Annotated in this window: 9 protein-coding genes; 5 read left to right on the forward strand and 4 right to left on the reverse strand. The window is 63.2% G+C overall.

Features of this window, described 5'->3' with window-relative positions; genetic code table 11:
* Window positions 1–178: 178 nt before the first annotated feature.
* Both cydC and cydD read right to left on the reverse strand, forming a co-directional pair.
* Entirely contained in the window at window positions 179–1,849 is a 1,671-nt protein-coding gene (cydC, locus tag ACP148_RS03450) for a thiol reductant ABC exporter subunit CydC (protein ID WP_421951200.1), read from the reverse strand.
* Window positions 1,846–3,594: a thiol reductant ABC exporter subunit CydD gene (gene cydD, locus ACP148_RS03455; RefSeq protein ID WP_421951201.1), complete on the reverse strand. Its 1,749-nt coding sequence runs from the start codon at window positions 3,592–3,594 to the stop codon at window positions 1,846–1,848. The genes cydC and cydD overlap by 4 nt, the downstream gene beginning before the upstream one ends.
* 171 nt (window positions 3,595–3,765) lie before the next feature.
* Between cydD and ACP148_RS03460 the strand changes: the two genes are divergently transcribed.
* The 3 genes from ACP148_RS03460 to cydX are packed head-to-tail and all read left to right on the forward strand — an operon-like array spanning window position 3,766 to window position 6,687.
* Window positions 3,766–5,400, forward strand: coding sequence for a cytochrome ubiquinol oxidase subunit I (locus tag ACP148_RS03460; protein WP_421951202.1), 1,635 nt, complete (start codon window positions 3,766–3,768; stop codon window positions 5,398–5,400).
* Between the two features lie 12 nt (window positions 5,401–5,412).
* Window positions 5,413–6,561 carry a cytochrome d ubiquinol oxidase subunit II gene (gene cydB / locus ACP148_RS03465; RefSeq protein WP_421951203.1) on the forward strand — a complete coding sequence of 383 codons (1,149 nt, stop codon included), beginning with the start codon at window positions 5,413–5,415 and terminating at the stop codon, window positions 6,559–6,561.
* A gap of 12 nt (window positions 6,562–6,573) precedes the next feature.
* The gene (gene cydX / locus ACP148_RS03470) at window positions 6,574–6,687 is read left to right on the forward strand and encodes a cytochrome bd-I oxidase subunit CydX (RefSeq protein ID WP_350055084.1); all 114 of its coding nucleotides are present in this window, start codon (window positions 6,574–6,576) and stop codon (window positions 6,685–6,687) included.
* Between the two features lie 191 nt (window positions 6,688–6,878).
* Here cydX and ACP148_RS03475 read toward each other — a convergent pair whose 3' ends face one another.
* Together ACP148_RS03475 and ACP148_RS03480 are read right to left on the reverse strand one after the other, a co-directional pair.
* On the reverse strand, window positions 6,879–7,505 hold the full coding sequence (locus ACP148_RS03475; RefSeq protein ID WP_421951204.1) for a GntR family transcriptional regulator: 627 nt from the start codon (window positions 7,503–7,505) through the stop codon (window positions 6,879–6,881).
* A gap of 120 nt (window positions 7,506–7,625) precedes the next feature.
* On the reverse strand, window positions 7,626–8,282 hold the full coding sequence (locus ACP148_RS03480) for a pyridoxamine 5'-phosphate oxidase family protein (RefSeq protein ID WP_421951205.1): 657 nt from the start codon (window positions 8,280–8,282) through the stop codon (window positions 7,626–7,628).
* 105 nt (window positions 8,283–8,387) lie between these two features.
* On the opposite strand from ACP148_RS03480, the gene ACP148_RS03485 reads away from it, so the two are divergent.
* Window positions 8,388–9,812: a PLP-dependent aminotransferase family protein gene (locus tag ACP148_RS03485; protein ID WP_425033115.1), complete on the forward strand. Its 1,425-nt coding sequence runs from the start codon at window positions 8,388–8,390 to the stop codon at window positions 9,810–9,812.
* Window positions 9,813–9,934: 122 nt separating this feature from the next.
* Entirely contained in the window at window positions 9,935–13,714 is a 3,780-nt protein-coding gene (gene metH, locus ACP148_RS03490) for a methionine synthase (protein WP_425033619.1), read from the forward strand.
* The last annotated feature ends 14 nt before the right edge of the window (window positions 13,715–13,728 follow it).

Genomic DNA, 13,728 nt, shown 5'->3' on the forward strand with positions numbered 1-13,728 from the left:
GGCCCCTATAGGGATGCGGGCTTAAGCCGGGCTTGAGTTAATCGTTTCAATTGTATGGGCGTTGTGGGCTGTGCGACGATTTCGCGTATGCAGGACGTCCACAATTCGCGGACCCCGGGGTGATTGCCGCCGAGAACGATGGCAGATTTTCCATCGCCGATCTCGAACGGCTCGAGACCTATTGCGGCTGAACGGCTTCGCTCAGAAATTGATCTGTCAGCACCAACCGGCGGAAACTGCTGTTTTGCGGCAGCAGGGCATGGGTGGCCAAAAGCACAGTCCGGCCGGCTAACGCGTTGGGGAAATCGGCGAAGAGAGCCAGCTCGGTCTCCCTGTCGAGCCCGGCCGTCGGCTCGTCCAGCAGGACGATGTTGGCCGGCGAAAGCAAGGTGCGGGCGAGGCACAGGCGCCGGGCCTGCCCGGCTGAAAGCGTCGTCCCGGTTTCACCCAATATCGTATCGAGGCCACGGGGCAGGGCGTGGATTGTGGTTTCGAGCCGGGCGTTCCTCAATGCGGCGTAGAGTTCGGCGTCGGTGGCGTCGGGTCTGGCAATCAGGAGGTTGTTGCGGACGGTATCGAGAAAAACGGGGCTGTCCTGGCTGAGCAGGGCGATATGGGCGTGCAGATCGGCCCGGGCGATGTCGCGGATATCGGTGCCGTCGATGCGGATGGCGCCCGATTGGGGATCGTAAAGGCGCAGCAGGAGGTGCAACAGGCTCGATTTGCCCGCGCCGCTGGGGCCGGAGATGGCAATGTGTTCACCCGGCGATACGGTGAGCGAGAGGTTGGCGATTACCGGTTCGGCGTTGGGATAGGCGAACGTGACGCCCTCGAATGCGACGGCGCCCGCCTTTGGGCAGGGCACGGGGCGGGCCGGGTCGCGTATGGCGATTGGGGTGATAGCGACCTGGTGCAGGCGCTCGGCGGAAGCAAGGGCGGCGCCGAGCTTGCCGATGGAGCGCACGATTACCGCGGTTGCCTCGAAACTGCCCAGCGCGGCAAAGATCAGTCCGGCGAGGACGGGACCGTCGATCGTGCCCGATTGCACGGCGTTCAATCCGATCAGCACGATGGCGAGGAGCGCAATGCCGGTGACGCTCTGTACCGCGCCCGCGGCAATCGCTGTGGCCAGCCCCTGGCGATTGCGCAGGCGGGCGAGCGTTCGGCTCGCGGCATCGAAGCGGTTGGCGAAAAAGCCGGTCTGGCCGAAGGCGACCAGATCATCGTGGCCGGCGATGGCGTCGAGCACATGGGCGCGCAGGGTCGCGGCGGCTTGGGCTGTTTGGCGGCCCAGTTTTTTGGTGGCGCGAGCGAGGATTGCGGGGATGACGATAACGCTCACCGCGATGGCGCCCAGATAGATCCATGCGGCATCTGGCAGGAGGAAAAACAGCACCGCCGAAACCGCGCCGCCGAGCACAAGTGCGGCAAGGAACGGGCCGATGGCGATCAGGAATATCGTATCGAGCGCATCGATATCGGCCGTCATGCGGGTGACGAGATCGCCGTGGCGCAGCGAACGGTCGGCCAGCGGCAGGCGCGGGAACAGCGCACCGAACAGCCAGCGGCGCAGATCGGACAAAAGGGTGAGCGTGGCGTTGTGGCCGACCAGCTTTTCGAAATAGCGCGCCAGGATGCGGATGAAGGAAAAGCCGCGCACCATGGCCGAGGGGGCAAAAAGGTTGAACGAGACGCCCAGCGCGGTCAGTGCGGTTGCGGTCAGAAACCAGCCCGAAACGCCGAGCAGGGCAGTGCCGGCGGCCAGCGTAACGAGCGAAAGCAGCAGCGCAAGCGCGAGCTTTCTGGCGTGCGGTTTGAACAGAGGCAGGAAAAACAGCAGCGATTTCATGCGCGGTCCTCCCGTGTGCGCGGCGCCGGTTTGGCGCGGTGCGGCGTTTCCAGCAGCGTGCCGCCGGCCATGCGCAGCACGAGATCGGTGCGGGCGGCAACGGTCGCGGAATGGGTGAGGACGATCAGGGTGCGGCCCTCTGCGAAGGCAAAAACCTGATCGAGGATTTGCGTAGCGGTTTCAGGGTCGAGATGGGCGGTGGGCTCATCGAGGATGATGAGCGCGGGATCAGTCAGAAACAGCCGGGCCAGCCCGATGCGCTGAATCTGGCCGCCCGAAAGCCCGTATCCGCCTTCGCCGACCAGAGTGTCGATGCCGTCGGGGAGGGCGGTTGAAAATTGAGTCACCGACGCGCGTTCGGCTGCTGAAGCGATAGCGGCGCCATCGGCCGTTGGGTCGGCAATCCCAATGTTTTCGGCGATGGTGCCGGCAAAGATAAGGGGCTTTTGCGCGACGAAGGCGAGGATGCCGCGCAGATCGGGTTCGGACCATTCCGCGAGGGCACGGCCATCGAGGGCGATCTCGCCCTTAAACGGGATCAATCGCGTTATGGCGCGGGCCAGGGTGGATTTGCCGACGCCGCTCGGGCCCATGATGGCGAGGGTCTTGCCCGGCGCAAGATCGAGGTCGAGCCCGTCGAGGACGGACGTGCCATTTGCGGTCTGCACCGTGAGGCCCCTAATTGCGAGGCGGGCTGCGGGCCTGCTCGCAGACACGGGCGGCGCGGTATCGGCGCTTTGCAGGGTGTCTGTGCTGGCCACGAGGTTTTCGATTTCGGCCAGCGCCGAGCGGGCGGTGGCGCGGTCGTGATAGTGGGCGGCGAGCTGGCGCAGGGGGGCATAGACTTCCGGCGCCATGATGAGGGCGAACAGGCCCGCGCTCAGGGTCAGGCCGGGATTGATGCCAAGAAAGCCCAGATAGGTCAGGCCCACATAAAGCGCCACGCCGGCAACGCCCAGCGCCGCGAAAAATTCGAGGATGGCCGAGGACAGAAAGGCGATGCGCAGCACGGCATTGGTGCGGCGGCGCAACGCTTCGCTGGCGGTGTGGACGTCTTCTATGGCGTCGGCCTCGCGCCCGAAGAGTTTCAGCGTCAACAGCCCACGCAGCCGGTCGGCGAAATGAGCCGAAAGGCGCGAAAGCGCGTTGGCCTGCCGGTCGGTGGCGGCCTGCGCGCCCCAGCCGGCCAGCGCCATGAACACCGGGATCAGCGGCGCCGTGAACAAAAACAGCAGCGCCACCACCCAATCGATGGGGAACAGTACCACTGCAAACGCAACCGGCAGGATGGCGGCGGCGATCATGGCTGGCAGATAGCGGGCGAAGAAATTTTCCAGCCCGTCGACCTGATCGATCAGGGCCGCCGCGACGGCGCCCGAGGCCGGTTGGAGACCCAGGGCGTGCCGTTGCGCAAGGAGGTGCGAGAACAGCCGGTCACGCAGGGATTTCTTGATTGCTTCGGCACCGAGGGTTCCGGCCTGTTCGCCGATCATTCCCAGAACGGCGCGCAAGATGACGATGACGGCCAGGGCAATGATGAGGCCGAGCACTGCGGAAAGTGGCTCGCCGCCCTCGATGATGCGACCCAGCGTTTGCGCCAAAAGCCAGGCATAGATCACCAGAAGCACGCCCGAGACGAGCGGGGCGGCAATGGCGAGGGTCAGCGCCTGCCCGCCCGGTGCCCGCAAACCCATGAGGTTGCGGCTACGCGTTGCAGGTGCAATCGTGTCGGACGGTGGGGCCATGAGCATACCATACGCGAAAGTTCGGTCCGCTGGATGCGTTATCCCGCCGCGCGGCGCCTTGATCCAGGTCAATGTGGTCGAATGGTGCTAGGGTGTATGCGTTCGGACAGTCGCCATCCGCCAGTTCCGGCGCTCGATCTGCGGATGGCACCAAAGATTAGGGGCACAACCATGATCGACGAAGTCGTCGTAAACCTGTCGCGATTGCAATTTGCCGCGACCGCTCTCTATCACTTCCTGTTCGTGCCGCTGACGCTGGGGCTTTCTTTCATGATGGCGATCATGGAGAGCACCTATGTGATGACGGGCCGCGAGATCTGGCGAAAGATGACCCTGTTCTGGGGCACGCTGTTCGGCATCAATTTCGCCATGGGCGTTGCGACCGGCATCGTCATGGAATTCCAGTTCGGAATGAACTGGTCCTATTACAGCCATTACGTGGGCGACGTGTTCGGCGCGCCGCTGGCCATCGAGGGGCTGATGGCGTTCTTCCTCGAAGCCACGTTCATCGGGCTGTTCTTTTTCGGCTGGGACCGGCTGTCCAAGGTCGGCCATCTGGTGGTCACATGGCTGGTGGCGCTGGGCGCAAACTTCTCGGCGCTGTGGATCCTTATCGCCAATGGCTGGATGCAATATCCGGTGGGCGCGACGTTCAACCCCGATACGATGCGCATGGAAGTGACCGACTTCATGGCGGTGTTGTTCAACCCGGTGGCCCAGGCCAAGTTCGTGCACACGGTTTCGGCCGGCTATGTGACGGGCGCGGTGTTCGTGTTCGGGGTCAGCGCGCTGTTTCTCTTGCAGGGCAAGCATCTCGAACTGGCCAAGCGCTCAATGGTGGTTGCCGCCAGTTTCGGGCTGGCCTCGGCGCTCTCGGTGGTCGTGCTGGGCGACGAGAGCGGATATGTGGCGACCGAACACCAGAAGATGAAGATCGCGGCCATGGAGGCGATGTATCACACCGAGCCTGCCCCCGCCGGGCTGAACCTCGTTGCGTTCCCGCTGCCCAATGGCGAGATCTTCGAGCTCAAGGTTCCGTGGGTTCTCGGCCTTATCACGACGCGCAGCTTCGATACCGAGCTTCCCGGGATCAACGAGCTTGTCGACCGCGCTGAAACGCGGATCGAAAACGGAATTCTGGCATATGAGGCGGTGGCGGCCCTGGAGGTGGACCGGCAGGATGCCGACGCCCGCGCGGTGATTTCTGAAACCTGGCCCGATCTGGGCTATGCGCTGCTCCTCAAGCGCTACCGGGTCGATATCGAAAACGCGACGCCCGAAGAGATTTCCATGGCGGCGGCCGATACGGTCCCTGCTGTCTGGCCGCTGTTCTGGACCTTCCGGCTCATGGTGGGCATCGGGTTCTTCTTTATCGCCTTTTTCGCCCTTTCGTTCTGGAAAGCCTCGCGCGGCACGCTGGAGAAACACCGCTGGTTCCTGTGGGGCGCGGTGGCGGCCATGCCGCTGCCCTGGCTCGCGGTGGAAGCGGGTTGGATCATCGCCGAGTTCGGGCGACAGCCCTGGGCCATCGAAGGGGTTCTTCCAACCTTTTATGCGGCTTCGGGGCTGAGCGTTCTCGATCTTTCGATCAGCCTGACGTTTTACGTCACGCTCTACACTATCCTGGCAGTCATCATGGCGATCCTGATGGTCAAGGCGATAAAGGCCGGGCCCAAGGATTACGTGGCTCTGCTCAATGGCGAACCCGATCCGATGGAAACTCCCGCGCCCAAATCGGACCTCCCGCAATCGCCCGATGGCTATGACGATGACGAGACGGGCGGCAAGCCCGCTCCCGCTGAATAAGGAGAGCGAGAAATGGATTTCATTCCAATCGATTATGAAACGCTGCGCCTTATCTGGTGGGGGTTGCTGGGCGTGCTGCTCATTGGTTTTGCCATCATGGGCGGCATGGATCTGGGCATGGGGGCTTTATTGCCCGTCGTTGCCCGGACCGATGACGAGCGGCGCGTGATGCTCAATCTGCAGGGCCCAACATGGGAGGGCAATCAGGTGTGGCTGGTCCTGGGCGGCGGCGCGATCTTTGCGGCCTTCCCTCCGTTGTATGCCGTCAGCTTTTCGGGCTTTTACCTGGCGATGATCGTCATCCTGTTCGCGCTGATCCTGCGGCCCGTGGGGTTCAAATATCGCGGCAAGATCGCCGATCCGCGCTGGCGCAGCGCCTGGGACTGGGCCCTGTTCATCGGCGGGTTCGTGCCGGCGCTGATTTTCGGCGTTGCCGTGGGCAATGTGCTGCTCGGGGCGCCCTTCGATCTCGACAACACCTTGCGGCCCTCTTATCTGGGCAATTTCCTGGGATTGTTGTCACCCTTCGCGCTGCTCAGCGGGCTGGTCAGCCTTTCCATGCTGGCGGTGATGGGGGCGAGCGTGCTCGCGGCGCGCACCGACGGGGCGCTGGCGCAACGGGCAGCCCGATACGGCCAGTGGGCGGCACTGGCGGCCATGGCGCTGTTCGCCCTGGCCGGTCTGTGGATCGCCTTCGGTATCGAGGGCTACGTCATCACCAGTGCAGTGGTGACCGATCAGGCGTCGAACCCGCTGGCCAAGACCGTGGTGCGCGAGGTCGGTGCCTGGATGGCCAATTATGGGCAATATCCCTGGATGATGGTTGCGCCGGCTCTGGGTTTTCTCGGCATGGCCGGGGCGGCCCTGAGCATCAGGGCCCGGCCGGGATCGCTCACCATCATCTCGGCGGCGCTGGGCGTTTTCGGGATCGTCGCGACGGCCGGGCTTTCGTTGTTTCCGTTCCTTCTGCCATCCTCGTACAATCCGGTGGCGAGCCTGACGGTGTGGGACGCGACATCGAGCCATCTGACCCTGTTCATCATGCTGATCGCCACGCTGTTCTTCCTGCCGATCATCCTTGCCTACACGAGCTGGGTCTACAAGGTGATGAGCGGTCCGGTGACCAGCAAGAGCCTCGGCAAGAACCCCAACGCCTACTGAGAGGAACAGCCCATGTGGTATTTTTCGTGGATTTTGGGCGTCGGGCTGGCCTGCGCCTTCGCCATTCTCAACGCCATGTGGTTCGAGATGCGCGAGGACCGGCGGGAGCTGCGGGACAAGTCCTGACCGCGTGGCCGAAAGGCCTGTCAGAACGAATTGCGATCCTCACGATCGCTGCCCCGGCGAAAGCCGGGGTCCAGCAGCATAGACCGAAATGCCAACGTTTCTGGCGGCGCCCATGGATCCCGGCTTTCGCCGGGAAAGCGCAGGGGGAAGCTGCGTCGAACGACCGACAAACCCCGGGCCTCTATTTGTAACTACCGCGCCACCGAAATCGGCGTCATCTGTTCCTTCGAACTCAGAATGTGCCGGCGCATCAGGGCTTCGGCTCGCGCGCCATCGGCCCGGAGCAGGGCGGTGACGATCATTTCGTGCTCTTCGTAGGACCGGGCCAGCCGGGCCGGATAGGCGAAAAGGTCGGTGCGGAAGGGGGTGAGGCGCGAGCGCGACAGGGCGGCCATCTCGCTCAATTGCGGGTTGCGGGCCGCGGCCTGCACCCGTGCGTGAAACAGAGTGTCATAGGCGGCATAGGCGTCGGTGCGGCCAAGCCGGACCATTTCAGCGGCGGCCAGGTGGTCGACCTCCATGCTGCGGCGGTCGGGGCCTGACATGCGCTCAGCGGCCAGCCGGGCGCACACCGCCTCGAGCTCGGCCATCACCTCGATCAGATTGGCCAGATGTTCTTCGCTCAATTCGGCCACCACCGCGCCCCGGTTGGGGCGGCGGGACACCAGCCCCATCGCGGCAAGCTGGCTGAGCGCCTCCCGGATCGGGGTGCGCGAGACGAAAAAGCGGTTGGCGAGGGTCAACTCGTCGAGTTTTTCACCCGGCCGGAACTGGCCGGCCACTATGGCATCGGCCAGTTGCCCGACGATGTCGTCCACTGTATCGCCCCTGCGCGGCAGGCCCTGTTGCACCGATCCGGTCCCATCGAATGAAAGCTGTGGGACTATGGATAGAAATGCCTGCCAAGTGAAGAGGCAAGTTTTTATCTTGCACAATCGTTAGGCAAATTTCTTGCGCGCCAAATGGGTGGAGGGCGGTGGCGGAACCTCGCCCGGCGTCTTGCCGTCGCCGACCGGAGCGCCCAAAGCCGTGACGATGGGGATCACCCCGGCCCAGATGGGCAGATCGTGGTCTTCGGGATCGTCGGCGGGCGGCGCCTGGCGAATTTTTGCCGAAGCCGCCTCGATCTCCAATGCGATGACGCCGGTGGCCTTGCGTTCCTTGTCGTGCATGGGGCGCACCTCATTCCAGCGCAGGGGCAGCAAATGCTCGGTGATGAGCTTGAGCGCCTGTTCGGCCTCGCCCGGATCGGTCACCAGCCGCGTGGTGCCATGGACGGTCGCGGCGCGATAGTTCATCGAATGGTGGAAGCCCGAGCGCGCCGCGACGATGCCTTCGAGGAGGGTAACGGTCATTGAAATCGGGTCGCCATCCCTGTGCATGGCGACGATGCGCGCCTTGGATGCGCCGTGCAGATACACCGTCCCGCCCCAGCGGGCATACGCCATGGGCACCACCATGGGCCGGCCCTCGGCGATGAAACCAACATGGCCGACCAGCCCGCAATCTAAAATGTCGTTGATGGTGTCCTCGTCATAGCGTGCGCGGCGGGGCTGGCGGGCGCGGGCATGGGGCGGCAGGACGTGTTCGTTCATGGTGGTGCCTTTAGAAATAAAAGTTTCGGCTTTTCAATAAGACCAGTTATCTGCGATAAACTGGTTCTGCGTAAGGTCCACTTTGGTTTGATTTTGAGGTTCCAGATGCTCGAAGGACTGATCGTGCTCGATCGGTCGGGCGCCCCGCTGCCCGAACAGATCTACCGGGCCGTCGGCGAGGCGGCGCGCTCGGGTCGGCTCAGGGCCGGGTCGGTGCTGCCCAGTTCGCGGCAATTGGCAGCGGGCCTCGGGATTTCACGCAATTCGGTCAACGCCGCCTACGAACTGCTACGCTCCGACGGGGTGATCGCGGTGCGAGCCGGTGCCGCGCCGCAGGTGGTGGCGCGGGCTGAACTGGAGGCGCCAACGCTCGGAGGGACGGGCGCAAATATCGGCCTTTCGCAACGCGGGCAGGCTCTGGCGCGTGACCTTCGCAATTGGCAGGGCGGGCGTCACGCCGGCCAGCTCGAACCCGGCGCCCCCGACGAGGCGCTGTTTCCCGCCGATCTCTGGGCGCGAACGCTGCGGCGTGTGGCGCGGCAGAAATTCGGAGAAGCGGCGATCTATGGCGATGTCGACGGATTGCCGCGCCTCAAATCGGCATTGGTCGGGCATCTGGCGCGCCATCGCGGGGTCAATGCTTCGCCTGACCAGATCATCGCTGTGCCCTCGATCCAGGCGGGGCTGTCGCTGGTGACCCAGTGTCTGGCCGATCCGGGCGATGTGGGCTTTGTGGAATCACCGGGCTATTTCGGCGCGCGCACCGCGTTTGCCGGGGCGGAACTGGTGACAAAAGCGCTCGAAGCGGACGCGCAGGGCGCCGACCCTTCGGCGCTGGCCGGCAGCCGGGCGCGGCTGGTCTATGTCACGCCTTCGCATCATTATCCCACCGGCGCGCGGATGAATCTGCAGCGCCGCATGGACCTGCTCGAAGCGGCCCGCCGCGAGGGCGCCGTGGTGATCGAAGACGATTACGACAGCGAGTTCATGTGGCAGGGCCGGGCGATTGCCGCCTTACAGGGGATCAGCCGGGGCGGGGAGGTGATCTATTTCGGCACCACCGCCAAGAGCCTGCTGCCGGGCCTGCGGCTCGCTTATATGGTGGTGCCCGAAGCCCTGGCGGGATCGTTGCGCCAGGCACAGCGCAACATGGGTCTTACGGTCAATATCCACGCCCAGGCCGCCTATGCCGAGTTGATTGAAAGCGGGGCTCTGGTCACCCATTTGAAACGGATTGCCCGGCTTTATGAGGAGCGCGGGCGATTGCTGGTCGAGACCTTGCGTGCAAGGCTCCGCGGCGCCATCGAAATCGCCATGCCCATGGGCGGGCTGCAGACAGTGATTGGGTTCGCCGACCGGGTCGACGATACCAAAGTCGCGGCCCGGCTGGCCGAGGAAGGCTTTGAAACGCCAGCGCTTTCGAGCTATTGCGCTGGGCAGAAACGCAAGGGTCTCGTTGTCGGCTTTGCCGATGCGACCGCCAAGCGAGTGGCCCGGTTCGCCGGGCTTCTCGAGAGCCTCATTGATTGACATAAAGATATCTTTATGTCTTTGTATCACTTCGCGGGATCGGCCCGCAGGAACGGAATTTCATTATGTGCAACGCTCCCGGATGTACCCACGGCCACACCCATGCCCCCGCTGACGGGCGCATGGGCGGCATGGGCGAGGGCGAAGCGATTGCCGTGGACGCGCTGCGGCCGGGTTCGGCCCCGGTGCGTACGGCCAAGGAGGGCGAGGAAATCCTTGCGGCGCTGACGGAAGCGGCGCGCGAGCGTATCCTTATTCTCGACGGTGCCATGGGCACCATGATCCAGCTCGAAAAGCTTTCGGAAGAAAATTTCAGGGGCGAGCGGTTCGCCGATTGGCCAAAACCCTTGCAGGGCAACAACGATCTTCTGGTCATCACCGAGCCGAAAATCATCGAGGACATCCACTTCGCCTATGCCATGGCGGGGGCGGACTTGCTGGAAACCAACACGTTTTCGGGCACCACCATCGCCCAGGCCGATTACGGCATGGACGCGCTGGCCTATGAGCTCAACGTCGCGGGCGCGCAGGCGGCCAAGCGCGCTGCCATCCGGGCCGAAGCCGAGGACGGCAAGCGGCGTTTCGTGGCGGGCGCCGTCGGCCCCACCAACCGCACGGCCTCGATTTCGCCCGACGTCAACAATCCCGGCTTCCGCGCCGTCAGTTTCGACGATCTGCGCATCGCCTATGGCGAGCAGATCGAAGGGCTGATCGATGGCGGCTCGGATTTGATCCTGATCGAAACCATCTTCGACACGCTCAACGCCAAGGCCGCGGTCTTTGCCGCCGAGGAAGTCTTCGAGAAAAAAGGCATCCGGCTGCCGGTGATGATCTCGGGCACCATCACCGATCTTTCGGGCCGCACATTGTCGGGGCAGACGCCGACGGCGTTCTGGTATTCGCTGCGCCACGCAAAACCGTTCACCATCGGGCTCAACTGCGCGCTCGGCGCCAACGCCATGCGCGCCCATCTCGCCGAAATCTCCGATATCGCCGATACCCTCGTCTGCGCTTATCCCAATGCGGGCCTGCCCAACGAATTCGGCGAATATGACGAGAGCCCTCAATTCATGGCCGAACAGATCGGCGGGTTCGCGCGCGACGGGTTTTTAAACATCGTCGGCGGCTGCTGCGGCTCGACGCCCGACCATATCGCGGCGATTGCAGAGGCGGTCGGCAAATATCCGCCGCGTGCCATCCCCGAGATCGAGCCGCGCCTGCGGCTGTCGGGGCTCGAGCCCTTCACGCTCACCGACGACATTCCGTTCGTCAATGTGGGCGAGCGCACCAACGTCACCGGCTCGGCGCGGTTTAAAAAGCTCATCAAATCGGGCGATTACGCAACGGCGCTCGATGTGGCGCGCGACCAGGTGGAAAACGGCGCCCAGATCATCGACATCAACATGGACGAGGGGTTGATCGACAGCCAGCAGGTCATGGTCGAATACCTCAATCTGGTGGCGTCCGAACCCGATATCGCACGCGTACCGGTAATGATCGATTCCTCGAAATGGGAAGTGATCGAAGCGGGCCTGAAATGCGTGCAAGGCAAGGCCATCGTCAATTCCATCTCCATGAAGGAAGGCGAGGACAAGTTCCGCGAACAGGCCCGGCTGTGCAGGCTCTATGGCGCCGCAGTCGTCGTCATGGCGTTCGATGAGGACGGACAGGCCGATACCAAGGAGCGCAAGGTGGAAATCTGCACGCGCGCCTATCGCATCCTTGTCGATGAGGTCGGCTTTCCGCCCGAGGACATCATCTTCGATCCCAATATCTTCGCTGTCGCCACCGGCATCGAGGAGCACGACAATTATGGCGTCGATTTCATCGAGGCCACAAGGGAAATCACCCAGACCCTGCCCAATGTGCACATTTCGGGGGGCGTTTCGAACCTTTCGTTCTCGTTCCGGGGCAACGAGCCGGTGCGCGAGGCGATGCATGCGGTGTTCCTCTATCACGCCATCAAGGCGGGCATGGATATGGGCATCGTCAACGCCGGCCAGCTGGCGGTTTACGAGTCCATCGATTCCGAACTGCGCGAGGCGTGCGAGGACGTGGTGCTCAACCGGCGCTCGGACTCCACCGAGCGCATGCTCGACCTCGCCGAACGCTACAAGGGGCAGGGCGGCAAGGAAGCGAAAGCCAAGGACCTAAGCTGGCGTGAAAAGCCGGTCGGAGAGCGGATTTCGCACGCGCTGGTCAACGGGATCACCGAATATATCGAGGCCGATACCGAAGAGGCCCGCCAGAGTTTCGATCGCCCGCTGCACGTCATCGAAGGCCCGCTGATGGACGGCATGAACATCGTTGGCGAGTTGTTCGGCGCGGGCAAGATGTTCCTCCCCCAGGTCGTCAAATCGGCGCGGGTGATGAAGCAGGCGGTGGCCTATCTCCTGCCGTTCATGGAAGCGGAGGCAGACGGCCAGCGCCAGAGTGCGGGCAAGATCCTGATGGCGACGGTCAAGGGCGACGTGCACGATATCGGCAAGAACATCGTGGGCGTGGTTCTGGCATGCAACAATTACGAGATCATCGATCTGGGGGTCATGGTCCCGACCCAGAAAATCCTCGACACCGCCCGCGAGCAGAATGTGGACGTGATCGGGCTTTCGGGTCTTATCACCCCCTCGCTCGACGAGATGGTACATGTCGCCGCCGAGATGGAGCGCGAGGGTTTTGATATCCCGCTCATGATCGGCGGGGCGACGACGTCGCGCGTCCATACGGCGGTCAAGATCAATCCGCGCTACAATCGCGGCTCGACCATCTATGTGAAGGACGCTTCGCTTGCCGTGAACGTGGTCTCTAAACTGCTCTCGAAAGAGGCGGCCAATGATTACGTCAAGACGATCAGGCAGGAATACGAAACGGTCGCCGAAAAGCACAGGAAGGGCGAGGCGGACAAAAAGCGCATTTCGCTCGCTGCGGCGCGCGACAACGCGTTCAAGCCCGACTTGTCGAATTACAAGCCCAAGGCGCCCTCGTTTCTGGGCACAAAGACGTTCCAGGATTGGGATCTGGGCGAGCTGGCAAAATATATAGACTGGACGCCGTTCTTTCAGGCCTGGGAGTTCAAGGGCGTCTATCCGAAAATTCTCGAAGACGAACGCCAGGGCGAAGCGGCGCGGCAGCTTTTTGCCGACGCCAAGGTCATGCTCAAGCGCATTGTCGATGAAAACTGGTTCACGCCTAAAGCCGTTGTCGGGTTCTGGCCGGCCAACCGGGCCGGCGACGATGTGCAGCTTTTCACCGATGAAAGCCGGTCCGACGAACTGGCGAAATTCTTCACCCTGCGCCAGCAGCTTGGCAAGTCGGGCGACAAGGCCAATCTGGCCTTGGCCGATTTCATGACCGAGCCGGGCACGCCCGATTATATCGGCGGGTTCTGCGTCACCGCCGGGTTCGAGGAAATCGCCATCGCCGACAAGTTCGACGAGGAGAACGACAATTACTCATCGATCCTGGTCAAGGCGCTGGCCGACCGGTTCGCCGAAGCCTTTGCCGAACGACTGCACGAAGTGGTGCGGACCGAGCTTTGGGGTTATGCCGATGAGAGCTACGCGCCTGAAGAATTGATCGGCGAACCCTATCAGGGCATCCGCCCGGCGCCCGGCTATCCGGCCCAGCCAGACCACACCGAAAAGACCACGCTCTTTAAACTGCTCGACGTGGAAGCGGAAATCGGGGTCAAGCTCACCGAAAGCTATGCCATGTGGCCCGGCTCGTCGGTCTCCGGGCTCTATTTCGCCCATCCCGAGAGCTATTATTTCGGCGTCGCCAAGGTCGAACGCGACCAGGTCGAAGACTATGCAAAGCGCAAGGGCATGGCGATCGAGGATGTCGAGCGCTGGCTGGGGCCGGTGCTCAACTACATCCCGGGAAGCGAAAAGGCGGCGGGGTAGATTGACGCGCCTGC

Source organism: Pelagibacterium sp. (assembly GCF_965249125.1).
Taxonomy (GTDB): Bacteria; Pseudomonadota; Alphaproteobacteria; order Rhizobiales; family Devosiaceae; genus Pelagibacterium.